The sequence below is a fragment of the Bacillus sp. HSf4 genome, assembly GCF_029537375.1.
In the GTDB taxonomy this organism is placed as follows: Bacteria; Bacillota; Bacilli; order Bacillales; family Bacillaceae; genus Bacillus; species Bacillus sonorensis_A.
The window spans coordinates 611123-635285 of sequence record NZ_CP120679.1 but is presented as its reverse complement, the minus strand read 5'-3'; the positions used below and the strand labels follow the sequence as shown (position 1 = coordinate 635285).

The following is a 24163-nucleotide window of genomic DNA, read 5'->3' as shown; positions in this document are numbered from 1 at the left end:
CGTCATCCTCCTTTTAAAAAAGTTATAGGAGTGTTTTGGTCATGATCAAGTCCGTTTGTTCTTCATCCCCCATATAAAAAGAGTGGGCGCCGGTTTGGACAAACCCCATTTTCTTATAAAAATCAATGGCATTTTCGTTTTTTTCCCATACGCCCAGCCAGATTTTCTTTTTATTCCGTTCCTTCGCAATTTCCACAGCTTTATTGAACAGATATTTACCAAGCCCGTGTTTTTGAAAGTTGTTCTTGATATAAATTCTCTCGATTTCAAGTGAATCATCACCCATTTTTTCAGACTGGTCCTCATCGGTGTTGACCTTTAAATATCCAGCGACTTCATTGTTAAAATAAACAAAAAAGAATTGCGAAGAGCTATTGGATAATTCTTTTTCTAATTGTTTTAAGTTAAATGCCTTGTCCAAGTAGGCTTTCATATTTTCTGGCGAGTTCTGATGCTTAAATGTCTCATTAAATGTTTCATAACCAATTTCCTGAAGCTTGTGTAAGTCTTCAAGGGTACACCTTTTTATATTTACTGTCATTCAATCTGCCGCTCCTTTACGCTGTCAATAATTTCTTTTGTTCCCCTTTTTCACGAATTCCCAGTCCTTTTCTACATTTTTTCTTACTCTTTGAAGAAGATTGAAGATAGTCTCCGCTTCCCCCTCGGAAAATCCCGCTAATGCCACACGATTCGAATGATCATTTTCTCTTTTGATAAAAGGAAATACCTCATTTCCCTTTTCCGTCGGAAAGAGTTTTTTTATTTTTTTGTTATGTTCATCATCTTTCTTTTCAATAAAGCCCTTCATTTCAAGTTTTTTTATTGCCCGGGCTGCGGTTGTCCGGTCTACTTTAATCATCTCAGCCAGCTTCTCCTGAATGATTCCCGGGTTTTCGCATATTCGGACAAGGTACAAATACTGCCCTTTTGTCAGATCATGTTCTTTAAATTCGATATTGCTTATAGAATCCAATGCTCGGGCAATCATTCCAATTTCACGAAGGATTTCTTTCATCGCTGCCTCCTGCGCACATATTTTTGTTGTAAATGCAATAAAATTGTTGTACATTCAATATAGCCGATTTTTGTTGCATTTGCAAGGAAAAATAACAATAAAGAGGTCGAGTAAAGTGAAGTTTATTTTTTATGTATTAGGCATTTTAATATTAACCCTCGGTATTGCTTTCACGATCCAATCAGACCTTGGAGTTTCACCTTTTGATGCACTTTTGGTGGGACTGTCCGTAAATGTCGGGCTAACTGTGGGAAGTTGGGAAGTCATCATGGCTCTAATATTAATAGGCTGCAATTCGTTTTTAAAAAGACAAAGACCGGAAGTTTCGGGGATGCTAACGGCGTTTATAACCGGTATCGGCATTGACATGTGGCTTTTTTTGCTGCATTTTTTTGTGACACCAGAACAATGGTACAGCAAAGCGATTTGTTTTGGAATCGGCTTGGTTGTTACAGGGTTAGGAACCGCGACATACTTATACACAAATTTTGCTTCGATGCCAATTGACCGTTTAACATTCATCATAAAAGAATTAACGAGAACCAATATATTTTTTTCGAGAACGTTCATTTACCTCGCCTTCTTGATACTGGCCATGATTTTGAATGGACCAATCGGCATTGGAACTTTATTAACCGTTTGTTTAGGGGGGCTGATCCTTAATGGCTTTATGCCGTTTACTGAAAAAGCATTGAACCGTATATTGACAAAATCCAATATATCAGCAGATGATGTAAAACATTCGATATAGAATGGATGTTAAGTAAGAGGCAAAAAACAGATGAATATAAAAAATACCAAGGGCGTCAAAACCCTTGGTATCTCTGGTATGCGGCCGAGAGGACTTGAACATTTGCCTAGTAGAAAACGACCTTTAACCATTACTAACGATTTTAATAATCATTTACCATACCCGAGGCATATATTGGAATTCCAACTAAAAGACCGTCGCCTCTTAGTAACTCACAATAACAATGATTATAAAATTTCTCAAGGAACGACCAGCAGCCCGTTAGCTACCCTGATTAAAGGTAATCTGTTACCACACTGTTACGTTAGAACTTCCACTACTTTGATATCCCTCTGTCGCTAAGACTTGGTAAGACCAATTACTACCCAGATTCATTCCATGACTCTTCCATGCTTTAACATGATTGCTGAAAGTGATTTTAGCGTTGCTTCCAGTTGGTCTCTTGGACTGGCGAACACTCCAGTACTGCGTGAAAGTAGTTTTTTCGCCATCAATGGAAGGTGCGTTATAACGTGTAGTTGTATATATGTCATATGTACCCCCATCACTTTTTACAGTACCTTTATACGTTCCAGTAGGTCTATAAGTACCCCATGAATCCACTACATAATATTCTATGAGAGGTGATCTCGTCCAACCATATAAAGCCAAATATCCATTGCCATTCGGCGCCCAAACTCCGGCATTATAGTTTATTGTCCTAGATGGCGAACCTGTAGTCCAACCTTTACCAACAACGAAATTTCCGGTATTAGACCAATTCACACTGTAATTCCCTCCAGGCCCATTAACAGCGTTTACTGTTCCGCCGCCATCAGTCCAATTTTGCCAGTAATCTGTGCTAGCTGCAGAGGCGGTTGCCGAAAACAAGCTAATACTCATTAAAGCTGCCGTTAATCCAACTAAGAAATTCCTTTTAAACTTAAACATATGTTACCTCCTATATATTTTTTCTGACTTTGACATGAGGTAGCACTCGTATATATTTAAAACATTATTAATTACTAACGCCAAAGCGTTTGATCGTCCCCTTCAATATAATATCACGAATTCATGAGTGAATATTAATAATATATGTAAAATAATTACAAAGACCTAAAAAATTACATTATAAGTGTTCTTGTATCACCATAGCCTTATCCTCTTTTCGCAGAATCACAATTCTTGTTTCTAAATCTGATGGAGTAATATCTGTAATTAATCCCGATTCGACCCATTTTGTATAAAGGAGATATGCATTAGAGATTCATTATAATAAGATCGGAAAGTTAGAAGAGTCGGTCGAACTTTATCGAAAAGTAATTAAGGCAATGAGTATCAACAAAAAGGGAGGAATCGGCCATTTTTTACCGAAAAGCAATTAAAGTAATGAAAATTGATGAAAAAGGGAGTTGTATTAAATGATGAAGAAATTTTCATTAGGAATGATTACTGTATTATGTCTAGCTTCTTTTGTAACGATCTCAAGCAATTTCGCTCATGCGTCCGAATCACACCAGATTGCAGGCAGAATGATTACATCATCAGTGAGCATAGATGAAAGCACATTAACGTAAAAAAGCAGGCATATGCCTGCTTTAATTTTGGACTTTACCAGTCTACTGTACCCTCATCGTAATTGTAACCACCCAGGTAATTATTTTTTTGCTTTACAAGTAACTGTTCCGACGGGTGCAAACATGGGCCCTACAAATTCACCTTTAAGATAAAAGCCCTTTTTATATTTATTACAGGAATTAATAGTTTTCATTCCTAGAGTAGCAACAGCTATTATCAGCATAGTATAAGCTGTAGGTGATAAACCTAGTTTTAATTTAATAAGAGCAGCAGCCACTCCAAATATTCCGCCACTCCAGCCAGCGACGTCGTTTAACTTTTCTACAATCTTATTAGAAATATAAATACCACTAGCCTTAGCCGCAGTTGTGAACTTTCCAGAACTCACCACATCTGATCCAACTAATAATGAAACGTCTCCTATAGTTTCTTCTATTCCTTTATTTTGAATCTCAGATTCATATTTCAGGTACAAAGCTTTTGCAGAAGAACTCAATGATTCAATTTGTTCGGGTTTATTATTTTCTAAATTAATAATATCTATCCCTTTAGAATCCATTTCTTTTAACAAAACAATTAATTGATCAAGTTCTTTGCTTAAAGAATCTTCATCCATTCCTATAGTAGAATAAAATTCATTATTCTTATTTTGAATACCATCTAACGACTGTGCATGTACTTCCGTCGTAGAAATAGATAACACAGAAAATAAGAATATAGCACTTAAAACTAAAACCACAAACTTTTTCATAATATGTATACTCCTATCTTTTTTTAAATTAACATTTTCTATTTATTAGTGATTTTATTAAATATAAAATCACTAATAAAAAATACTATTAAACCAATTATTAAAATCATAAATGAAATGTTAAATCCAGATTCTACAAAAAAAGAATATATAGAACTTACCGATAAAGCAAGCATATAAAAAACAAATCCCACTTTTACTGCTTTTTCAGTATTTTCTCTTTCTTTTTTAGTCATTTTCTTAAAAAACAAACTTTCCCCTCCTAAAAATAGTTTTCGGGGTTCGAGGATTTTTTACCCGACAATTTTGAATAGTGTCCCGAGTAATTTACTCATGAACTTTAGACGACTTCTTAAGTAATCACTCCTTTTGAAAGTTTTACACATGATCTATTTTTACCATTTATGTACTTCTTTGTAAACAGTCTATTATATCATAAAAAAATCCGAGTTGAAAGACCTATATTAAAAGCAGGCATATGCCTGCTTTTAATTCTTTTCAGCTCTTATTCTCTAATTTTGCTTCTTTCCCTTTCACTTCTTCATAATCCGGTTTTTTTCCATCAAGACTCAAACGATCCCCTGTGCCTTCTCCGGGCATGCGTTCAAGTTTCTGATATGAATCACCGACTTTTTCGTAATATCTAAATGTGGATAGTTCACGAATGTGATTTTTCATATAGAAAGCAAATTGAATATATCTCCCTCCGTCATAAACCCAAATCACTAGTAAAGTCCTCATTATCAGCATCTATTTCCTTTAAGGATTTCTTTTCTTGATTTATTACTTTATCAATTGCTTCATCATACTTATTTCCACCACAAGCAGTTAATTCAAACAGCATAATTACTTTTTTCAATGTAGTCTGAACAATTAATGTTTGATTTGTAATAACAGAATTTGCTGTAGTAGCCAATTCCACAACATTCAAAAACAATTCATACGATTCATCAATTGTCTTTGAATAACTTTCTAAAGAAAGCAATTCGGTTTGTACACTGACTGTATGATTTTCATTTACTTGCTTGAGCCTATTAGATTGGACAATTTAAGACATTCTCATGTGGCTTTACTGATACATCAAGGTGAAGATTATACAACAATAAAAGAACGGCTTGGACATGTATCTATAAAGACAACAATAGATGTTTACGGACACCTTTTTCCAAACAAACAGAGAGATACTGCCGACCGTTTAGATGACTTACTTTAAGTAACTGGAGTAAATGTGGAGTAAAAAAATTAAATTAAAAAGAAACAAAAAAATACCAAGGTCCTCAAAACCCTTGGTATCTCTGGTATGCGGCCGAGAGGACTTGAACCTCCACGGGGTTGCCCCCACTAGGCCCTCAACCTAGCGCGTCTGCCATTCCGCCACGACCGCATGATATGTTGTTTTTAAAGTGCGGGTGAAGGGACTCGAACCCCCACGCCGTAAAGACACTAGATCCTAAGTCTAGCGCGTCTGCCAATTCCGCCACACCCGCGTGAAAAAACAATGGTGAGCCATGAAGGACTCGAACCTTCGACCCTCTGATTAAAAGTCAGATGCTCTACCAACTGAGCTAATGGCTCAAATAAAGATGGCTGGGCTAGCTGGATTCGAACCAACGCATGACGGAGTCAAAGTCCGTTGCCTTACCGCTTGGCTATAGCCCAACAGCTATGAGAAATGACCCGTACGGGATTCGAACCCGTGTTACCGCCGTGAAAGGGCGGTGTCTTAACCACTTGACCAACGGGCCATATGATGTCAATATCGCATTTTAAATGGCGGAGAAGGAGGGATTTGAACCCTCGCGCCGCTTACGCGACCTACACCCTTAGCAGGGGCGCCTCTTCAGCCACTTGAGTACTTCTCCATATGGCTCCACAGGCAGGATTCGAACCTGCGACCGATCGGTTAACAGCCGATAGCTCTACCACTGAGCTACTGTGGAATGATCAGACTCATTCATTATACCTATATCGACAAATTGTGTCAAGAACAACAATTTGTTTTTGATGCCCTGTCTTGCGACGGCTTTTATAATTTAACATAGGCAAGTCTGATCAGTCAACCCTTTTTCGCAATTTCTTTTATTTTCCCTCCGCACTTTCCGCAAACATAGCGGCTTGTATCCATGGCGCGCTTGCGCACAAAGGTTTGTCCGCATGCTGCACACTTGTATGTGCGCACTTTTCTCGGCTGTTTTTTCGCATCGGCGAGCGGTGTGCAGAACCTTGGGGCTCCGACTTCCTTTAGGAGCGTTCTAAAATCTCTGTCGCGGTGTTTGTAGCCTTTTCCTTCAAGATGAAGGTGGTAATGGCAGAGCTCATGCTTGATGATGCCTTCAAGCTCTTGTCGGCCGTGCTCTGCCAAATATTTTTTGTTCAGCTCGATATCGTGCGAGTGCAATAAATATCTGCCTCCGGTCGTCTTCAGGCGGCTGTTGAAATAAGCCTTGTGCCGGAACGGCTTTTTAAAATAGGTCAAAGACAGCTGTTCTGTCAGCTGCTGCAATTGCTGATCGTCCATTGAATCCACCTCATTTTCAAAAACATCGAACAGGACAAATTCCCGTCGGCATAAACTAAAACAAAACCCACACTCTATCTTCAGAGCCTTCAGGAGGGATTGTCAATGCCGAATTGGCTCAAAAACCAGATGCAAAGAGCTTTTTACGAAAAGGATCATTACCAGATTAAACTGCTGAATCAGTGCTGGTATTTTTACAGAAAAAAACACTGCTGATGAGCAGTGCTATTTTTCTTTGACCATCGATAACGACACCCTTCCTTTCGCCGCATCTGCATGCTCTACCCAAACTGTCACGATATCGCCGACCGATACGACGTCAAGCGGATGTTTGACAAAGGAACGGCTGAGCTTGGAAATGTGCACAAGCCCGTCCTGTTTGACACCGATGTCGACGAATGCGCCGAAATCGACGACATTGCGCACCGTACCCTGCAGCTCCATTCCTTCTTTTAAATCCTCCAGTTGGAGCACATCGGTTTTGAGAAGAGGTTTAGGCACTTCATCCCTTGGATCGCGCTCAGGCCTTGTCAGCTGGGCGCAAATGTCTTTCAGCGTGATCTCGCCGATTGCCAATTGTTCCGCGGCTTCGCGAATATCCAGTTCATTTATTTTGCCCTGGAGCTCGGCCGAACCGATTTGCTCTGTTGACAAGCCCAGCTTTTTCAAAAGCTCTCTCGTTTCTTTGTAGCTTTCCGGGTGGATGCCTGTGCGGTCAAGCGGTTCATCGCCGTCAGGCACCCTCAAAAAGCCGATGCACTGCTCATATGTTTTCGCTCCGAGCCGCGGAATATCTTTCAGCTCTTTGCGGGTCGAGAATTTTCCGACTTCCTCCCGTTTTTTGACGATGTTGGATGCCACTGATTTCGATAAACCGGCAACATACTGCAACAGCGCGGCCGATGCTGTGTTGACATTGACGCCGACCTGGTTGACGACGGTTTCCACGACAAAGCGGAGGGAGTCGTTTAATTTTTTCTGGCTGACATCGTGCTGATATTGACCGACGCCGACTGATTTAGGGTCGATTTTGACAAGCTCGGCAAGCGGATCTTGAAGCCGGCGGGCGATCGACACGGCGCTCCGCTCTTCCACCTGCAGGTCGGGGAACTCTTCCCTGGCCAGCTCTGAAGCGGAGTAGACGCTTGCTCCCGCTTCATTGACGATCAGGTAATAAACCTTTCTGTCGATGCCTTTCAAAAGGTCGGCGATAAATTGTTCGGTCTCTCTTGACGCCGTCCCGTTACCAATCGCGATCACTTCAATTTGAAATTCTTCGATGATATGTTTCACTTTATCCATCGCTGCGTTTTTCTTGTTGACAGGCGGGTGCGGGTAGATCACATCGATTTTCAGCACCTTCCCTGTCTCATCGACGACCGCAAGCTTGCAGCCGGTGCGGAAGGCCGGGTCAACGCCGAGGACGAGCTTCCCTTTCATCGGCGGCTGCAGCAAGAGCTTGCGCAGGTTTTCGGCAAAGATGTGAATCGCTTGGTCCTCCGCTTTTTCGGTCAGCTCTTTTCTGATCTCCCTTTCGATGGACGGCTGGATCAGGCGTTTATAGCCGTCTTCAATCGCGTCCTTCAGCAAGTCTTTCGCCGTTGTTTGTTTATGCTTAAGGATTTGTTTTTCTAAATAATCGAGGATGCGGTCGAGTGGCGGCTCGACGGACACTTTTAAAATGTCCTCTTTTTCGCCGCGGTTGACGGCGAGCACGCGATGAGGCACGATTTTTTGGATCGGCTCTTCATATTCATAATACATTTCATAGATTTTCTTTTCGTCCGCTTCAGCGTCTTTGGCCGCAGACTTTAATGTTCCTCGTTTGAAAGTTTCCCGGCGAATCCATCTTCTGAATTCAGGTTCGTCGGAAATCCGTTCGGCAAGAATGTTTTTCGCGCCTTCCAGCGCTTCCTCGGCGCTGAAGACTTCTTTTTCTTCATTTATGTATTTTTGTGCTTCAGCCAGTATGTTTTTGTTCTGCGGCAGGGCGCTGATGAAATCAGCCAAAGGCTCAAGCCCCTTGCTTTTGGCGATGGTCGCTTTTGTTTTTCTTTTCTGTTTATAGGGTCTGTATAAGTCTTCTACTTCCTGAAGCTTGTCCGCCTTTTCGATCTTGAGCTTGAGCACGTCTGTCAGCTTGTCCTGCTCGGCAATCAGACGGATGACTTCTTCCTTCCGCTGATTTAAGTGCTGAATGTATCCCCAGCGTTCGGAGATCGTTTGAATTTGCACTTCATCCATAGAACCCGTCTGTTCCTTGCGGTATCTCGCGATAAAAGGCACGGTGTTTCCATCTTCCAATAATTGAATGACATTGCCGACGTGCTTCGGCGCCAGCTCCGTCTCTTTTGCGATTTGTTTGACGATTAACGCTAAAGTATCCATTGTATCCTCCATAAGAATGTTGTCCTATTAGTGTACCAAAAGATATTGAAAAACACCTATATCAAAAGGACAGCTCCTCTAAAAAAGCTGTCCGATGATGTAGGTCAGATCGTCTTTTCCCATCAGCGTATAAGTTTCAAGCTGATCTGAAATATCTCCGGGAGAGTGGTGCAGTTTCAAATAAGATCGAAGGCCTGGTACGACCAAGCCGTCTGAATGGATGATAAATCTCGATCCTTTTTCATACGTATAGGTGAATGTTTTATAGGTTTGCGGTTTTCCCGACATATATCCGGTCACGGGGAGAGGGTAAATATATTGATCTGAAGGAGCATATAGGATAAAGCGAATATTGCCGATTGAGCTGTAAGCGATGGTCCTCGTTTTAAAATCGGCTTTTAAAATCGAGACGGTCGCACCCCGCTTTTGCTTCAGCGCTTGATTGCACCTCTCCATCAAGCTTGCGACATCTTCATCACCATGCTCTTTGACAACCTCGCTGATCGCCGAAGAGGATTCATGAGCCATTTCACCGCTTCCCAGTCCGTCGGCCAGGGCACAGATCATTCCCTGGTCGGTCGCATTGAAATAAAAGCTGTCTCCGCAGATCGATTTCCCGTCTTTAGGCAGCTGGTAGACAAGTGCGCGAATGTGGTCATTCGATTCGGTCCAGATCATGGCTTTAACTCCATCAAGGGATCTTCTGACAAAGCTTCCCTCAGACGTTTGACGGCTTTCCTCTGCAGCCTCGATACGTGCATTTGCGATATGCCCAGCATTTCCCCTGTTTCTTTTTGGCTTTTGTTTTCGATGTAAGTCAGCTCGATGATTTTTTTCTCACGATCGGACAGGACATGCCATACACTTTCCAGCATCAGCTTTTGGTTGACTCTTTCATAGCCTTCTTCCTGTGAGCCGACGATATCCAGAATCGTCACCGTACTGCCGTCGGCATCGGCTTCAATGCTGTGGTCAACGGAAAGCGCCTGATAGCTTTTCCCCATTTCCATCGTTTCCAGCACTTCTTCTTCCGTCACCCCGAGATATTCGGCGATTTCCTCGACTCTGGGCGACCTCTGGGTCTCCGCCGTCAGCCGGTCAACCGCCATTTTGATCCGGGGTCCGAGTTCCTTGATTCTTCTCGGCACATGGACACTCCAGGTTTTATCCCGGAGAAACCGCTTGATTTCTCCGACGATGGTCGGTATGGCAAAGGCTTCAAACGATTTTCCCACATCAGGATCGTACCGTTTGATCGCCCCCAGCAAACCGAGCATTCCCACCTGGCTCAGATCTTCGTGAAAACTTTGGCCTTTGGAATACTTTTTGGCCAGCGCCTCGACGAGATGTTGATATGTCTGGACAAGGATCGCTTGAGCCTCTTCATCATGGCTTTCCTGATATTTTTTAATCAGCCGGGCGACTTCATCTTTAGTTGGTTTCGTATTTTTGGACGGTTGTGCCATCATCAACTCGCTCCCTGTTTAAGAACTTTGTCATCGACACGGTGACACCAGAGTTAATTTGCACATTCACTTCATCCATGAGCGTTTCCATTAAATATAAGCCGAGCCCTCCTTCTGACAGCTGATCTGCTGTATGCTCAGGAGAGTATGGCCCAAGCGCTTCCTGTTTATCGCAAATATCGAAGCTGTCCCCTTGATCTGCGACAACAATCTCAAGGCGATCTTCAAAAACGCCGAACCTGACGGAGACCTCCCCTTGTTTATCCGCTTGATAAGCGTGCTGCACAGCGTTCGTGCAAGCTTCGCTCACAGCGATTTTCAAATCTTCGATATCGTCATAGGAATATCCCATTTTGCTCGCAATCCCCGACAGGGTCAAACGAACAATTCCCACGTACTCCGGTTTGGCAGGTGATTTCATTTCAATGTAATCAACTGCAGTCTTCATTATAATCCACCCTCTGACTTTCCAGAAATATCAATGATGTCCTTTAAGCCTGTAATATCAAACAAACGAATTAAGCGTTCAGATAGATTTTCAAGCACCAAAGAACCCCCAGTCCTGTTTACCGCTTTATATACGCCTACAAAAACGCCCAGTCCCGTGCTGTCCATATATGACACGTCTTTCAGGCAAACTTTCAGATCCCTTCCTTCCTCTGCGAGCGGCATCAGCTTATCACGCAGTGCAGGTGCAGAGTGGACATCGATTTCTCCCGCTACTTTGATTTCTATTGCATAATCAGTTTTGTTCGTATCGACTGCCAAATTCACAATATCACCTCTGATTCTCTTTAATCGCTACAGTATGATTACCCGGCAACATGAAACATTAAACCTTTCTTCTGAAAACGATGAGAGTGAAATCATCATGGAGCTGAAATTCCTGGAGCTTGAGCAGATGTTCGTAAATCTTCTCAACCATTTGCTGCGCCGGCTCCTTCATATGTACGCTGATCAGGTCTTGAAGATCGCCGCGCTCCAAAAATCCGGACTCTGTTCTGGATTCAGTCACTCCGTCTGAAAAAAGAATAATCATATCGCCGATATCTAGTTTTTGCTCACATTGTTCATAATCATAATCTGAAGAAATGCCGAGAACGAGACCTTTCGCTTTTAAATCATAGAATTTGTTTTCTCCTGAAGAATAATAAAAGCCAGGTTCATGACCGGCGGATGCATACGTGAATAGGTGTTTTTGAAGATGATAGTTTCCGTAAAACATCGTAATAAACATGCTCGGATCGACATTTTGTTCGACCACCCTGTTCAAGCTTTTCAGCACCTGTGAAGGATCAGTGCCCGAATCCGGCAGAGAATCCATCGCATACTTGATCATCGACATGCACAATGCGGCAGGTATGCCTTTCCCGATCACATCTGCAATGGCGATATTCATCGATTCCTGATCGCGGACGAAATGATAATAATCACCGCTCATTTGCTTCGCCGGAACGCTCAGCGCCCCGATTTCGAGGGCTTCGACTTTCGGAATTGTTGTCTCAAGCAGCGTCTGCTGCACATTTGCGGCAATTTCCATTTCCGATTTAATTTCCTGCTGAATGCCTCTTAATGTTTGATGTTCTTGATAGGCCAACCCGTATCCAATCATCACTTCAATTAAAAAGTCGAGCGAATGGAACACATGGTCTGGAAGATCCGGATACAATTCAGACAGAACTTTTCGGTGTATGCTGATAATTTCTTCCGGCGGCACTTGATGTTCGATCGTTTTTCTGCTGAATTTCTGCCCCTGATAAAGGGACGTTTCTGTCAGTTCAGATATATAACGGCTAAGCAGCTGTCGATAGCGCTGCTCAATCACTTCCCTGAAATCCATTTCTCCCCTCCTACCGCAGCCACTTTACGGCTTGTATGTCTGTTCCATTTTCTGCGTCTGAATTCAATTCGAATTGATCCATTAAACGCTTTACCCCCGGGAGTCCGGCTCCAAGACCGCCTGAAGTCGAGAAACCGTCTTCCATCACCTTCCTGATGTCGGCGATTCCCGGCCCTTCATCCACCGCAGTGATTTTCAATCCCTTTTTACCCCTTTCTTGAACCTGTTCGATACAAATTTGACCTTTGCCGGCATATAAATAGATGTTCCGGGCCAGCTCAGAAATGGCCGTCGTAATCCTGGCCTGGTCGACTGTGCCGAATCCCAGTTCTTTCGCGACATTTCGCCCGAGCTGTCTGGCAGCCACGATATCCCACTCTGTCAAAATCTTCACACAGGATTGGTCTTTCATGTCTATTCCCCCAATTCCCGCTGCAATGTCTCGAGCCCTTTTTCGAGATCGAGCGCCGTTTCGATCTCGTCCAGCGAAATGCCGAGTTCAATCAATGTCACGGCAACAGCCGGCTGTATGCCGGTCAGAACGACTTTGGCCCCCATGAGTTTTGACATTGCGATCACATCGCCAAGCACTTTGGCGATGAATGAATCGATGATATCCACTGATGTCAGGTCGATCACCACTCCGTTCGATCCTGTTTCATAAATTTTATTGAGCAAATCCTCCTGAAAGTTCAGAGCGGTTTGGTCATCGAGCTCCACTTGAATGGATACCAGCAAACAATTGTACAGTTTCAATATGGGAATTTTAGGCACTCTCAACGTCTATTCCTCCAGTGAAACAATTTTTCTGTCCGTCATTTCCAATGCCGTTTGAATTCCTTTTTGCAGGGTGTTTTTTGTAATGACCTGGGTGAGGTCAATTCCCAGATTGACAATCGTCTGCGCGATTTCCGGGCGAATTCCGACGAGCAGGCATTTAGCCCCGACCAGTCTGACAGCTTCAGAAGCTTGAATGATGTGGTGCGCCACCATCGTATCGACAACCGGCACTCCCGTAATGTCGATTAAAACCACTTCTGAACGATGCTTGACGACACCGCTCAAAAGATTTTCCATGATTTTTTTGGCGCGCTCCGTATCGATCGTGCCGACGAGAGGCATCACCGTAATGTTGTCAAACACCGGAATGAGCGGAGCGGACAGCTCTTGTAAAGCAACCTTTTGCAGAGCAACGGTTTTTTCCCAGGAAATGGCGTATTGATTCAAAATTTCACTGTTGATCGGTTCGATAAATTGATCGATCTGCCAGATCAGATCGTAGCACTGCTTGTCTTCAGGAACATCCTTGTTCATTTCATAGTAAAGGTGCTTCCAAAACGCCCCCACCCCTGATGAGAGAAGCTTGAGCGGAACACTCATCTGCACAGCCTTTGAAGAAAACTGATAAATCGTGTCGATCACTTTGTCATCATCTGTGTCTGAATGGTTCAGCAAAATATCAATGTATTCATTGCTGATCGTCTGATACATGTGTTCAGTCAGTTTTGCGTTTGATATTTTTTTGTTCAAGTTTTTCAGAATATCGGCCAGATTTTGCGCAAGCTCATCTTGATGTTCTGAAATAAACGATAATACCGCTTGATTCGACATGTTCATCCCCCCAACTACATGCGATAACAATTTTTGGACTAACAGTATTATTATATCGTTTGTTATTTTTGAACACAAAAAAAGTTGCTCTTAAGTATGAGCAACTCTGTGTTCTTATTAAAAATCGATAAGGGCCAAACTGATTTGTAAGGCTTCGTTGACTTTTTCCATCATTTCATCATCGAGATGAGTGATTTTGTCCGTTAATCTTTGCTTATCAATCGTCCGAATCTGTTCGAGCAATATAACGGAATCTCTTTCAAAACCATAGCGTTTCGCATCAATTTCGACGTGGGTAGGTAATTTTGCTTTCTGTATTTGGGCTGTTATGGCTGCAACAATAGCAGTTGGGCTGAAGCGATTGCCGATGTTGTTTTGTATCACTAAAACCGGGCGCACCCCGCCTTGTTCTGAGCCAACAACAGGAGATAGATCAGCAAAATAAACATCGCCGCGTTTAACAATCAAATGATTATCCTCCGCTTACTAAGCGCTCTACTGTGTTTTCAGCCTCATACTCTGCAAATTGTGCCTCGGAAGAGATGTTCAAATTGATTTTTGCCATCTCCATATAACCGCGTCTCATCGATTCCCGAATTTGTCGATTTTTGCGCTCGCGTAAATACATTTTTGTGGCTTGGTAAATCAGTTCATTTCTGCTCCCGTTATCTTGCATGACGACACCATCAAGTTCCGATACTAAAGCTTCTGGCAAGCGAATCATAATTTCAGTTGTTGCGCTGGATTCAGACAAAAACATACACCTCCACCAAACTTACGGATACAATTCCATTCCAATCATAATCATATCACTATTCTCTCCGCAAGCAAAGCTGTTTTTCCGCTTATGATTTATTTTCAAATATGATTAGGCAAGATCGGATTCCTTATTTCCATTATACTCCCATTTTCCAAAAACATACGGGGGACCCGCGAACTTATCATGCACGTAATTTCATAATTAATCGTCTCCAGCCTTTTAGCGATTTCATCGACTGGAATCCATTCGTCGTCTTGTCTGCCGATCAATGTCACTTTTGTGCCGACCGGATATTCTTCGGGAAGGGAAATCATAAACTGATCCATACAGATTCTGCCGGCGATCTTCTGCCTTTTCCCGTCAATCAGCACTTCTGTGCCGGCCAGACGGCGCAGCCATCCATCGGCATAGCCGACCGCTACGGTTCCGATCCATTCGTCGTGCGTGGCCGTATACGTCGCTCCATAGCTGACGCTTTCACCTTTTTTGATTTTTTTCACATGGGTGAGTTCAGTGTGGAGCGAGAACACTTCCCGCAACCGGAACGGAAGCTCGTCCTTTATTTCCGTTGACGGCGACAAGCCGTACATGCTGATGCCGAAACGGACGGCATTAAAAAGCTGTTTTTTGAAACGCAGACCGGCGGCGCTGTTTGATGAATGCACCATAATGCGATCGAGCGGGAGCGGTCTGATCAGCTCTTCGAAACGGTTCAGCTGCATGTTGAAATAATCGGTATCCAATTCATCAGCTGTCGCAAAATGGGTGAAAACCCCTGTGCAATCAAGCTTTTGACTCGATTCGGTGATCTCCATCATCTCTTTTATATCCTCTTCCGTTTTGCAGCCGAGCCGCCCCATCCCCGTGTCGATTTTTAGATGGAATTCAAGAGGAGCCCCGGTGTCATCGAGGCAGCCGAGCACTTCCTTCAGCCATTGCACCGAATAGCCCGTTAAGATAATCCGCTTGTCTGCAGCAATACCGGCATACTCCGGCGGCACCGCGCCGAGGACAAGTATCGGTTCGTCAATCCCTCCCGCTCTCAATGAGAGCGCTTCATCCAATAAAGCCACGGCAAGAATAGACGCCCCTTCGCTAAGAGCCGCCTTCGCCACCTGTACATCTCCATGACCATAGGCATTCGCTTTTACAACGGCCATCAGATGAACATCTTCGCCGATATGCCGCTTCATATTGCGGACATTTTCTTTTAATGCCGTTAAGTCGATCTCCGCCCAGGTCTTTCTATAAAACGGTTTTAAGCTCATCCATTGACACTTCCTGTTCTGTTTCAAATCATCTTCCCCCATCATACTAAAAAAGCCGTTGAAAGGGAAATTTTGTCCTCTGTATTCTCCCAATAAATTGCTGGTTCCATATACATTTTGCGGAAGCAGTCTTTAAAACATACATTGATTGAAAATAAAAACAGCCTGTTCTTCCGTCTATCGAAGAACAAGCTGTTTGGGCTGCAGTTACTTGGACGATTGACCCTGCATGCTTTTGGCAACCATCAGAAGCTCATCCTGGGAGAGGTCCTCTGATGAGATGAAATAATCGACTCCGTCATATGTCCAAGAAACTGATTTGTCTGTTAAAACACCGACTGTAAATCCGAGGTTGACCGGTTCACCGTTCATGGTAACCGCTGTCGAAGTTTTGGCGACGCGGGCTTTTTCCTGGATTAAAGTGAACGATTTTTCTCCGCCGTATGTGATGATGACTCTTTTGCCGTCATCTGTCGTGATTTCCTTTTCTTCAAGTTTTTTTGCGCCCTGCGGTACATCAAGCGGCGTTTTGACGGCGAATGTGTCCGACGGCTCAGCGCTTGTCGCCACATCTATTTGAGAAAGCGTCATATTTTTCTTTTCATCGAAAGAGTCTTTATCAAAAGGTTTATTAAATTCAAAGCTTGTGAATTCAACCTTTACCATTGTTTTTCGGTCTGTATCCATCACCTTCACCGATTGAGGGGCCATGTTTTTCTTATTGAATACGATTTCTTGTGTGGGGAGCATCTGATTATGCTGATAGTTTGTCTTCGTTTCAAAAGTATACTTTGAGTCCTTTGCTGAAAAGGAAGCTTCTCCATCGTTTTTGATGTCTTTTACGAGTGATTCAAACAAATAGACCTGGCTGCTGTTGTTTGGCCAATCGCTATGAAAACGGAAGCTTTTGTTCAAGGATGGCGTCAAGACAAACACGCCGTTTTCATTTCGCAAAATCACCTGGCTTTGGTCTTTTTTCGGGTTTTCCAAGTAGACCCGGTAAAAAGAAGGTTTTTTATGCCAGATCTCCACATTATACTCTTGCGGTTCATTGCCCGTTTCGATCGTCATTTTTGCTTTTGCCTTATAGGACGTGTATTCTTTTGCCTTCTTATCGAGCCCCGTCACAACATCTTCTTGCGATTTTTGGCCGCAGGCAGAAAGCATAAAGACGACAAGCAGCCCCGTTAAAAGCAAAACAAAGCTTTTTCTCACCTTTTTCAACCCCTTTTTAATCATTGATGTAAAAAGGAAGAAACCGCTTGTTCGACTTTAACGGTACGCCTTTAAAACAGGGGCCGGCCAGGATCGGCATGCGTACCATAAAAGCCTGCAACGACTTGTCTCCCTTATTGCACTACCCAATATATGAGGGTGGGTGAGACAATATGCAGACTAGCATGACAACCTTTTGAATTCGTTTCATCGGCATACTTTTCCGGCGCCCGCTCATAAACGTGTTACTATAGATGTACGAGATCATTGTAAAGGGGCTTGGGCATGTTTATCAGAACAGAAAATTTTCAGACGTTTATCAGGCTTTTTCCGGTGACGACCGCTATATTGGCCCTGCAGCTTGCCATCTGGATTCTTTTTATCATCCCTCTTCCCGGTGTGCAAATGTGGTCCGATGCCTTGATCGGATTTAACTGGGGCATTGCCAACGGCGAATGGTGGCGGCTGACAACGCCGATTTTCATTCACGGGGGTTTTGCGCACCTGCTCTTCAACTCGATGTCGCTGTTTTTATTTGCACCCGGACTTGAGCGGATGCTGGGCAAGCTAAGATTCATCATCATTTATCTAGCAGCCGGTGTGGCCGGCAATATCGGCACCTTTTTCATCGAGCCTCTTGAGTATATGCATGTCGGGGCTTCCGGAGCCATCTTCGGCTTGTTCGGCGTTTATTTATACATCGCGCTGTTTAAAAAAGAGCTGATGGGCAGAGAAAATTCGCAAATCATTGTGACCATTCTTGCCGTTTCTGTTTTGATGACGTTTATCAATCAAAACATTAACATCATGGCTCACATTTTTGGCCTGATCGGCGGATTTGCGCTTTCACCGCTGCTCGTCAAAAAAAAGAGTGGCGGCTATTGACCGGTCACTCTTTTTTCATAGGAATACCAAGCAAAAATCTCTTCCGAATCTTTCTGATCCACATCAGCTACAGAAAACTTCTCCATTAAAATGGATGATTTTGTTGATGTATGAATGGAAACAAGCTTTCTTCTGCGCTGAAAAAACGAACGGCTGACCTCAAAAACCTGCATGCGCCGGCGCTTGACGACGGCTGTCGTCCTGCTGATGAAGCGGGAGGACACGATCAGCCTGTCACCGCTGATTTTCCATCCGGCATCACGGTAAGCCAAGTAGCCGATGATCCAAAAAAGAGGGATCAACAGGATGGATAAATACCCCCATGGCGACAGAAATATGCTGAGGGGAATCACCGCGAGAACAGGCCAGGACGCGCGCAGCAAATACCTTCTCATCGACCGCTTCGGCAAACGGTTCAATTCTTCTTCAGGAGCATAATCCGGAAGAAAATCACAAAGATGTTTTTTGATCTGTTTTTTCTTGATGATCGGAAACAAGACGGTTGATTTGTCCTCTTCCATCGCGCTTCCGCCGGCGCTGACGATTGTGACGGTTGCATAGCCGAACGGCTGCCTGATCAGGCTTTCTTTTATTTTAATCGCCTGAATACGCTGCAGCGGAATGGTCGTTTGATGCTTTTCGATCAGCCCCCGGGAAATGATAATGTCTTTGTTTTTTCTCACGATCGTGAAATTCGCATATTTTAAAAGCATCCCGATGACGCTGAGCAGCCAGGCGATGACCAGTCCGATGAAGACGACCAGTCCGATGACGGCGGCCCCGGCGCTGTTCAAAAAAGAAAAACGCTCATACAGCCAGTCCAAATTGAAAACATCGTCGATTTGAGTAATAAAGGCGAAAACCCCTGAAATGATCACGCCGATGCCGCTTGAAGTCGAGGCGGCGACGAGAAGCTCCTGCCCGCTCATTTTATATGTCAGCTCAGGTGCCTGCGGTGCTTCTTCCACTTTCTCGACAGCCTCTTTTTGCAGTCCTGCTTCACCTGTTGCAATACCTGTTATTTCCCGCTTCCTGTCAAACAGAACCTGCTGGATATTGTCAGCTTCTTCCTGTGTGATGGCGACAAGGGACACTTCCGCTTCTTTGCCGTCACCGGCCGTTTCGACCTGAAGCTTGACAAGCTTAAACATTTGCTGGATGAGACCCGCGCTCGTGTTGATCGTTTGAATGCGCTCAATCGGAATGTACCTTTTCTTTCTGGTGATCAGACCTTCCTCGATCCGCAGTTCATCCTCCTCAATCCGATAGGTGAATTTCCGCCATTTGATTATGCTGCTTGCAATCAAAAAAAGGAAAATCAGCACACCCGCAGCGATCGCTATCATTTTGACAAGATGGTTTTGATTTAAGAAAAAGGCCACACCAAAAGGAATGATATAATTCTTAACGGTTTCAACAAGCCCGGTAAAAAAATTGAGAATCATGGCTGCCGGGTGCATACGCTTCGGTTCAGACATCATCTTCTGTCACCCTTGCCAAACGGGAGATGAAATCCCTGAGCTGATCGGCTTCTTCCATATCGAGAGCCGGGATTGAATGGGTTGTCGCCGCTGTTGAAATTTGCACTGAAGCGAGATTGTATTTTCTCAGCAGCGGCCCTTGTGATGTATCAACATGCTGAACCCTGACCATCGGCACGATCACGCGCGTCACGACGAAAATCCCGTGCTGAATATCAATTTCATTCTCATGGACTTCATAGCGCCATATTTTGTGGCGGAGATTCGGGATAATCCATATGGTGAAAATGGAAAGGATCAGCCATACGGCGCCTGCCAAAATCCCGATCCATAAAGGCCACTGAAAAACCACGCAAAGCACGGTCAAACCGGCGGCTGTCAGAAATAAAATGAATGATGTGATGATTGCGGAAATTCTCCATACTTTTACGCCATCACGGCTGATTTGATTTTTCGGTTCATTTCTCAACATTTGACTCCCCCAATCTTTATTCTTATGTACGTTTTTCAAGCGGAAAATGTTTCACTCATTTGCACCTTTTAAAAAAGGCGAATCCGTTAAAAGGATCCGCCTTCTGATTAAGAATGATATGATTTTTTCTGGCGTCTGTCATTAGAAGAACGCTTTTTATCATAGGATGAACGGCTGTTCTTTCCTTTTCCTCTGTATCCGCCGCCGTCTCTGCGCTTAGATGAACGGTGGTGGTTGTTTTTGTTCCGCTTCGTTCTGAGCGGCGCCTCCTCTGTTAAGCGAATAGGCGTATTATCCGGCTCTTTTGTCATCATTTTGATGGCAGCCGCCACGACCGTGACAGAATCATGGTCTTCAAGCAGCTCCGCAGCCGCGGACATATAGAAGTTCAGATTGTTTTCGTCAATAATCGTGCGGATGCGGTCAACAGTCACCTGCTGTTGTCCTTCAATCGCCTCGTCAAGAGTCGGCGCTTTCATCCGGTCCATTTTGCGTTTTGTCGTTTGTTCGATGGCGCGCAGCATATCCTTTTCACGCGGTGTGATGAAGGTCATCGCCATACCCGTTTTACCCGCGCGTCCCGTTCTTCCGATGCGGTGTACATAGCTTTCCGGATCTTGAGGGACATCGAAGTTGTAGACGTGTGTGACACCGGAAATGTCCAAACCGCGGGCGGCGACGTCTGTTGCAACAAGCACTTCAATTGCGCCTTGCTTGAATTTGCGGAGGGCGACCATCCGCTTTGCCTGTGTTAAATCTCCGTGAATTCCTTCAGCCGTATAGCCGCGCAGGTTCAACGCCTCCGTCAGTTCATCAACACGGCGTTTCGTGCGGCCGAATACGATCGCAAGCTCAGGCGACTGAATGTCGAGCAGACGCGTCAGTGTATCAAACTTTTTCCGTTCATGCACTTCAAGGTAGAATTGCTGAATGTTTGATACCGTCATTTCCTTTGCTTTTACTTTAATGTGCTCAGGTTCGTTCATAAAACGCTCGGCAATCCGCTTAATCGGCGCCGGCATTGTTGCGGAAAACAGCAGTGTCTGATGGTCTTCAGGCACATTGGAAAGAATCGATTCGATATCCTCGATGAATCCCATGTTCAGCATTTCATCCGCCTCGTCAAGCACAACGGTGTTGACCGTTTGCAGGCGCATCGTGCGGCGGTTGATATGGTCGATCAGACGGCCCGGAGTTCCGACGATGATGTGAGGATTTTTCTTAAGTGCGCGAATTTGCCGGCCGATATCCTGTCCTCCGTAAATTGGCAGCACTCGTGCACGCTTATCTTTTCCGATTTTGTATAGCTCTTCAGAAACTTGAATGGCTAATTCACGAGTAGGTGCGATAACAATGGCTTGAATGTTAGGAGACTCGGGGTCGATTTTCTCAACAAGGGGGATGCCAAATGCAGCCGTTTTTCCTGTTCCTGTTTGCGCTTGTCCGATGACATCTTTATTTGCAAGGCCAAGCGGAATCGTTTGCGCTTGAATCGGTGTTGCTTCTTCAAATCCCATACGCTCAATCGCTTTAGTGAGATCAGAACTTAATTGGAAATCTTGAAACGTTATAGTCAATGTATTCAAACTCCTTCTGCTTACTGTTTCAGTAATGTCGTGTTTCATCAATAAAAACTGCCCTTTATATAAAGGACAGGTTCATACTTATACAAAGCCCGAATTACTTTACATGTTATATTACCATTCCGTTATATGTTTTTCAACAAGACGAGACGACGGGATGTGCTCTCATGCGGCATTTTTTTCCGGGCCGGCCAAGAGGGCCTGCCGCCTGTCCTAACCCAGCAAAACAGAGCCCCGGCTTAAGAATTTAAGAAATCGCCTTTGGAGCATCTTTTACACATTGTAACACAGGCTTTATATGGTTAGATATTTATTTTTCCCGACCCTACTCTCCACGGGTTATAGTTTTTCCAAAATCTTAAGGAATTATTTATTTTTTTAAATCCATCAGAGCCCATGCTTGAGAAATGTTTCCACGGTTTGAAACAGGGATGCGGGGTTTTCTTCAAGGCAGACATGATGCTTGGAATCCGGCAAAAGGCAAAGTTCTTTTTCCTCGGAAGGAATCGTCTCATACAAATAATAGGCGCTTGATAAAGGGACGATGGCATCGCATTCCCCCTGGACGATGAGCACAGGGATGCGCAGGTTTTTCAAAGCCGGTTTTGTCGCTTTGACCAGCTTGCGAAACTGGAGAGCCGAGGAAACCGGTGTGCTTGTCAGCTTTTCTTTGTACCTTTTGTACAGCAGATTATCCTCAAGCTTGCCTTGGAATGAATCCTTGATCACATTCTTCAGATCCTGAATCAGCTGTCCGGGGCTGATATATTGGGCAGCCGCGCTCAAAAGCACGAGGCGGCTGACAGGGTACTTTCCCGCCAAATAGGCGGCTATCATTCCGCCCATCGAAAAGCCGATTAAACATACGGTTTCACATGTTTTAAGAAGACGGACGAGCTCAACTTCAGCGCAGGCTATCCATTCCTGGTAACTGACGCCTTTTAAAGCCGGCATATCTCCATGTCCCGGCAGAGTGATCAGTTCAACATGCCAGCCGGTCGCTTTTTTTAAGTGGGCAGCCAGCGGTTCAACCTCGTACGGAGCTCCGGTAAAACCATGAATGCATAAACATCCGATCATGACTTTTCACCCGTTTCTTTTTCCTGTTTATCATATCTTCAAACGACTTTCTGACTCCCTTACAAGTCTTTTATCGTTTCCTCAAGCCGCATCCCTCTTGACGCTTTGACAAGAATTAAGTCTCCGGCGTTCGCTTTTGCTTTCAGCGCTTCCTTGAGACTGTCTTTATCCTCTTTTCCAAAATGGAAGACGCGGTGCTCAGGAAAATGCTTCATTGCTCCTTTGGCAATATATGCCCCGAGGTCTCCGTATGCAAATACAAAGTCGACCGCTTCCGGGTGAATCGCTTTCCCGATTTCTTCGTGAAAAACTTTTTCCCCTTCGCCAAGCTCAAGCATATCGCCAAGAACGAGCATTTTTTTGCCGTAGCCCTTCATTTGCTCCACCAGCTCAATCGCTGCTTTCATCGATGTCGGGCTTGCATTGTAGGCATCATTAATGACGGCAACGCCGGCCTTCGTTTTCACGAGCTCAAGCCGCATCCCCGTGACCTTCAGCTTTGTCAGCCCTTCGGCAATGTGCGGGCGGCTGACTTTCAACAAGTCCCCTGCCGCAATGGCCGCCAGCGCGTTTTTGACATTGTGCTTGCCGAGAACAGGTATAAAAAAGCGGGTTTCAATGCCTCTGACGCGGAAAGCAGTTCCTTCTTCCGACTGGTTGACATCCTCCAGCTGATAATCCAAAGCCGCACCCTCGCCAAACGTCTTTGTATGGTACGGAGTCTGATTAAGCTGATTGGACAGAAGCGGCTCATCACCGATATAAATCAATGTGCCTTCATTTGAAAGACCGTTGACGATCTCAAGCTTTGCTTCGGCGATCGCTTCCCTTGATCCGAGTTCAAGGAGATGCGATTCACCGATGTTGGTGATGACGGCAATATCCGGTCGCGCCAGGCGGGTCAGAAAATCGATTTCTCCTTTGGCGCTCATCCCCATCTCGAGAACGGCGATTTCCGTATCTTCCGGCATCGCCAGTATCGTAAGCGGCAAACCGATATGATTGTTATAATTTCCTTCTGTTTTATGCACTTTATACTCCGTTCCCAAAACGGCATGAATCATATCCTTCGTTGTCGTTTTCCCGTTTGAGCCGGTTACGCCGACCACTTTGACATCAAGCTGATGGCGATACGCTTTGGCGAGGTTTTGCAGTGCTTCGAGCGTATCATCGACGATGATGACCGCTTTTCCTTCCGGCGGATTCGGTTCGCTTCGGTTCCACAAAACCGCGGCAACACCCTCGCGAAAGGCCTGTTCTACAAAAGCGTGGCCGTTGAATCGCTCACCTGTCAGCGGAATAAACAACTGGTCTGTCGCCAGCTTTCTTGAATCTGTTGAGACGCCTTTGACGAGCCTTCCGCCGAAATTTTCATCGAGCAGGCGGCCTCCCGCCATTTCAGCCATTTCTTTTACCGTTCTTTTTATCATCTTCTTCCCTCTCTTTCTCCAGCAAGGAAAAGAGACACTATCAGAACAGATAGTGTCTAAAGATTTCAGGAAGCGAAACCGCGGTCCGC

At 44.4% G+C, this 24163-nt stretch carries 28 protein-coding genes, 7 tRNA genes and 3 pseudogenes; 4 read left to right on the top strand and 34 right to left on the bottom strand.

All coding sequences use genetic code 11. The features are described from left to right. Positions 1-22 precede the first annotated feature (22 nt). Together paiA and P3X63_RS03210 are read right to left on the bottom strand one after the other, a co-directional pair. A complete protein-coding gene (paiA, locus tag P3X63_RS03215) occupies positions 23-541 on the bottom strand; it encodes a spermidine/spermine N(1)-acetyltransferase (RefSeq protein WP_277692451.1) in 519 nt (172 codons plus the stop codon). 24 nt (positions 542-565) lie between these two features. Beyond that, on the bottom strand, positions 566-1018 hold the full coding sequence (locus tag P3X63_RS03210; protein ID WP_077735670.1) for a MarR family winged helix-turn-helix transcriptional regulator: 453 nt from the start codon (positions 1016-1018) through the stop codon (positions 566-568). Between the two features lie 115 nt (positions 1019-1133). Between P3X63_RS03210 and P3X63_RS03205 the strand changes: the two genes are divergently transcribed. Further along, positions 1134-1769 carry a YczE/YyaS/YitT family protein gene (locus P3X63_RS03205; RefSeq protein ID WP_026586005.1) on the top strand — a complete coding sequence of 212 codons (636 nt, stop codon included), beginning with the start codon at positions 1134-1136 and terminating at the stop codon, positions 1767-1769. Positions 1770-2057: 288 nt separating this feature from the next. On the opposite strand, the gene xynA is transcribed toward P3X63_RS03205, so the two are convergent. From xynA to P3X63_RS03180, 6 genes and pseudogenes are all read right to left on the bottom strand, one after another. Continuing rightward, a complete protein-coding gene (gene xynA, locus P3X63_RS03200) occupies positions 2058-2699 on the bottom strand; it encodes an endo-1,4-beta-xylanase XynA (protein WP_026586004.1) in 642 nt (213 codons plus the stop codon). Positions 2700-2901: 202 nt separating this feature from the next. Beyond that, a pseudogene (locus P3X63_RS22785) lies at positions 2902-2979 on the bottom strand (hypothetical protein); the annotation flags it as partial. A gap of 426 nt (positions 2980-3405) precedes the next feature. Beyond that, positions 3406-4077, bottom strand: coding sequence for a hypothetical protein (locus tag P3X63_RS03195; protein ID WP_077735671.1), 672 nt, complete (start codon positions 4075-4077; stop codon positions 3406-3408). A 38-nt stretch (positions 4078-4115) separates the two neighbouring features. After that, positions 4116-4328: a hypothetical protein gene (locus P3X63_RS03190; protein WP_077735672.1), complete on the bottom strand. Its 213-nt coding sequence runs from the start codon at positions 4326-4328 to the stop codon at positions 4116-4118. A 247-nt stretch (positions 4329-4575) separates the two neighbouring features. Further along, positions 4576-4803: a cystatin-like fold lipoprotein gene (locus P3X63_RS03185; RefSeq protein ID WP_372708725.1), complete on the bottom strand. Its 228-nt coding sequence runs from the start codon at positions 4801-4803 to the stop codon at positions 4576-4578. Between the two features lie 124 nt (positions 4804-4927). After that, a pseudogene (locus tag P3X63_RS03180) lies at positions 4928-5095 on the bottom strand (hypothetical protein); the annotation flags it as partial. Positions 5096-5101: 6 nt separating this feature from the next. On the opposite strand from P3X63_RS03180, the pseudogene P3X63_RS03175 reads away from it, so the two are divergent. Further along, positions 5102-5290 (top strand): annotated as a pseudogene (locus P3X63_RS03175) (tyrosine-type recombinase/integrase); the annotation flags it as partial. Between the two features lie 88 nt (positions 5291-5378). Here P3X63_RS03175 and P3X63_RS03170 read toward each other — a convergent pair. The 8 genes from P3X63_RS03170 to P3X63_RS03135 all read right to left on the bottom strand — a co-directional run bounded on the left by P3X63_RS03170 (position 5379) and on the right by P3X63_RS03135 (position 6595). After that, positions 5379-5461, bottom strand: a tRNA-Leu gene (locus P3X63_RS03170). 20 nt (positions 5462-5481) lie between these two features. Beyond that, positions 5482-5564, bottom strand: a tRNA-Leu gene (locus P3X63_RS03165). A gap of 12 nt (positions 5565-5576) precedes the next feature. Further along, positions 5577-5652 (bottom strand) — tRNA-Lys (locus P3X63_RS03160). A 9-nt stretch (positions 5653-5661) separates the two neighbouring features. Beyond that, positions 5662-5736 (bottom strand) — tRNA-Gln (locus P3X63_RS03155). A 14-nt stretch (positions 5737-5750) separates the two neighbouring features. Continuing rightward, positions 5751-5822 (bottom strand) — tRNA-Glu (locus P3X63_RS03150). A gap of 26 nt (positions 5823-5848) precedes the next feature. Beyond that, a tRNA-Ser gene (locus P3X63_RS03145) sits at positions 5849-5939 on the bottom strand. Positions 5940-5942: 3 nt separating this feature from the next. Beyond that, positions 5943-6017, bottom strand: a tRNA-Asn gene (locus P3X63_RS03140). A gap of 116 nt (positions 6018-6133) precedes the next feature. Continuing rightward, a complete protein-coding gene (locus P3X63_RS03135; RefSeq protein WP_077735673.1) occupies positions 6134-6595 on the bottom strand; it encodes a SprT family protein in 462 nt (153 codons plus the stop codon). Positions 6596-6700: 105 nt separating this feature from the next. Here P3X63_RS03135 and cmpA point away from each other — a divergent pair, with 105 nt between their 5' ends. After that, positions 6701-6811 carry a cortex morphogenetic protein CmpA gene (gene cmpA / locus P3X63_RS03130; RefSeq protein ID WP_003179153.1) on the top strand — a complete coding sequence of 37 codons (111 nt, stop codon included), beginning with the start codon at positions 6701-6703 and terminating at the stop codon, positions 6809-6811. Positions 6812-6820: 9 nt separating this feature from the next. Here the strand turns inward: cmpA and P3X63_RS03125 are convergent, their stop codons facing one another. From P3X63_RS03125 to P3X63_RS03065, 13 genes are all read right to left on the bottom strand, one after another. Further along, positions 6821-8983, bottom strand: a complete 2163-nt coding sequence (locus P3X63_RS03125) for a Tex family protein (RefSeq protein ID WP_077735674.1) — start codon at positions 8981-8983, stop codon at positions 6821-6823. Between the two features lie 78 nt (positions 8984-9061). Then, the gene (locus P3X63_RS03120; protein WP_026586001.1) at positions 9062-9661 is read right to left on the bottom strand and encodes a PP2C family serine/threonine-protein phosphatase; all 600 of its coding nucleotides are present in this window, start codon (positions 9659-9661) and stop codon (positions 9062-9064) included. Further along, positions 9658-10449 carry an RNA polymerase sigma factor SigB gene (sigB, locus tag P3X63_RS03115; RefSeq protein WP_026586000.1) on the bottom strand — a complete coding sequence of 264 codons (792 nt, stop codon included), beginning with the start codon at positions 10447-10449 and terminating at the stop codon, positions 9658-9660. The genes P3X63_RS03120 and sigB overlap by 4 nt, the downstream gene beginning before the upstream one ends. Further along, positions 10415-10897 (bottom strand): anti-sigma B factor RsbW, encoded by a 483-nt coding sequence (gene rsbW, locus P3X63_RS03110; protein WP_026585999.1) that lies wholly within the window; start codon positions 10895-10897, stop codon positions 10415-10417. The genes sigB and rsbW overlap by 35 nt, the downstream gene beginning before the upstream one ends. Next, positions 10897-11223 carry an anti-sigma factor antagonist gene (locus P3X63_RS03105; protein ID WP_026585998.1) on the bottom strand — a complete coding sequence of 109 codons (327 nt, stop codon included), beginning with the start codon at positions 11221-11223 and terminating at the stop codon, positions 10897-10899. Before P3X63_RS03105 ends, rsbW begins: the two co-directional genes overlap by 1 nt. A gap of 58 nt (positions 11224-11281) precedes the next feature. Further along, positions 11282-12289, bottom strand: coding sequence for a PP2C family protein-serine/threonine phosphatase (locus P3X63_RS03100; protein ID WP_026585997.1), 1008 nt, complete (start codon positions 12287-12289; stop codon positions 11282-11284). A 10-nt stretch (positions 12290-12299) separates the two neighbouring features. Then, positions 12300-12701, bottom strand: coding sequence for an anti-sigma regulatory factor (locus tag P3X63_RS03095; protein ID WP_026585996.1), 402 nt, complete (start codon positions 12699-12701; stop codon positions 12300-12302). Positions 12702-12703: 2 nt separating this feature from the next. Continuing rightward, positions 12704-13069: an STAS domain-containing protein gene (locus P3X63_RS03090; protein ID WP_026585995.1), complete on the bottom strand. Its 366-nt coding sequence runs from the start codon at positions 13067-13069 to the stop codon at positions 12704-12706. A 3-nt stretch (positions 13070-13072) separates the two neighbouring features. Next, positions 13073-13900, bottom strand: coding sequence for an RsbT co-antagonist protein RsbRA (locus P3X63_RS03085; protein WP_077735675.1), 828 nt, complete (start codon positions 13898-13900; stop codon positions 13073-13075). A gap of 117 nt (positions 13901-14017) precedes the next feature. Next, entirely contained in the window at positions 14018-14368 is a 351-nt protein-coding gene (gene ndoA / locus P3X63_RS03080) for a type II toxin-antitoxin system endoribonuclease NdoA (protein WP_003179128.1), read from the bottom strand. Positions 14369-14372: 4 nt separating this feature from the next. After that, positions 14373-14654 carry a CopG family ribbon-helix-helix protein gene (locus tag P3X63_RS03075; protein ID WP_026585993.1) on the bottom strand — a complete coding sequence of 94 codons (282 nt, stop codon included), beginning with the start codon at positions 14652-14654 and terminating at the stop codon, positions 14373-14375. Between the two features lie 104 nt (positions 14655-14758). Continuing rightward, on the bottom strand, positions 14759-15928 hold the full coding sequence (alr, locus tag P3X63_RS03070) for an alanine racemase (RefSeq protein WP_026585992.1): 1170 nt from the start codon (positions 15926-15928) through the stop codon (positions 14759-14761). A 207-nt stretch (positions 15929-16135) separates the two neighbouring features. Continuing rightward, positions 16136-17152 carry a LolA family protein gene (locus tag P3X63_RS03065; RefSeq protein WP_142246052.1) on the bottom strand — a complete coding sequence of 339 codons (1017 nt, stop codon included), beginning with the start codon at positions 17150-17152 and terminating at the stop codon, positions 16136-16138. Between the two features lie 276 nt (positions 17153-17428). On the opposite strand from P3X63_RS03065, the gene P3X63_RS03060 reads away from it, so the two are divergent. Continuing rightward, complete coding sequence (locus tag P3X63_RS03060) at positions 17429-18028, top strand: rhomboid family intramembrane serine protease (RefSeq protein ID WP_077735676.1); 600 nt, start codon at positions 17429-17431, stop codon at positions 18026-18028. Here P3X63_RS03060 and P3X63_RS03055 read toward each other — a convergent pair. The 5 genes from P3X63_RS03055 to P3X63_RS03035 all read right to left on the bottom strand — a co-directional run bounded on the left by P3X63_RS03055 (position 18022) and on the right by P3X63_RS03035 (position 24074). Next, the gene (locus P3X63_RS03055) at positions 18022-19509 is read right to left on the bottom strand and encodes a PH domain-containing protein (protein ID WP_026585989.1); all 1488 of its coding nucleotides are present in this window, start codon (positions 19507-19509) and stop codon (positions 18022-18024) included. The two genes, P3X63_RS03060 and P3X63_RS03055, sit on opposite strands and share 7 nt — an antisense overlap. After that, entirely contained in the window at positions 19499-19978 is a 480-nt protein-coding gene (locus tag P3X63_RS03050) for a PH domain-containing protein (protein ID WP_026585988.1), read from the bottom strand. Before P3X63_RS03050 ends, P3X63_RS03055 begins: the two co-directional genes overlap by 11 nt. 110 nt (positions 19979-20088) lie before the next feature. Next, the gene (gene cshA, locus P3X63_RS03045) at positions 20089-21558 is read right to left on the bottom strand and encodes a degradosome RNA helicase CshA (protein WP_026585987.1); all 1470 of its coding nucleotides are present in this window, start codon (positions 21556-21558) and stop codon (positions 20089-20091) included. A 393-nt stretch (positions 21559-21951) separates the two neighbouring features. Then, positions 21952-22644: an alpha/beta hydrolase gene (locus tag P3X63_RS03040; protein WP_077735678.1), complete on the bottom strand. Its 693-nt coding sequence runs from the start codon at positions 22642-22644 to the stop codon at positions 21952-21954. Between the two features lie 59 nt (positions 22645-22703). After that, on the bottom strand, positions 22704-24074 hold the full coding sequence (locus P3X63_RS03035) for a UDP-N-acetylmuramoyl-tripeptide--D-alanyl-D-alanine ligase (RefSeq protein ID WP_077735679.1): 1371 nt from the start codon (positions 24072-24074) through the stop codon (positions 22704-22706). Positions 24075-24163: the final 89 nt, after the last annotated feature.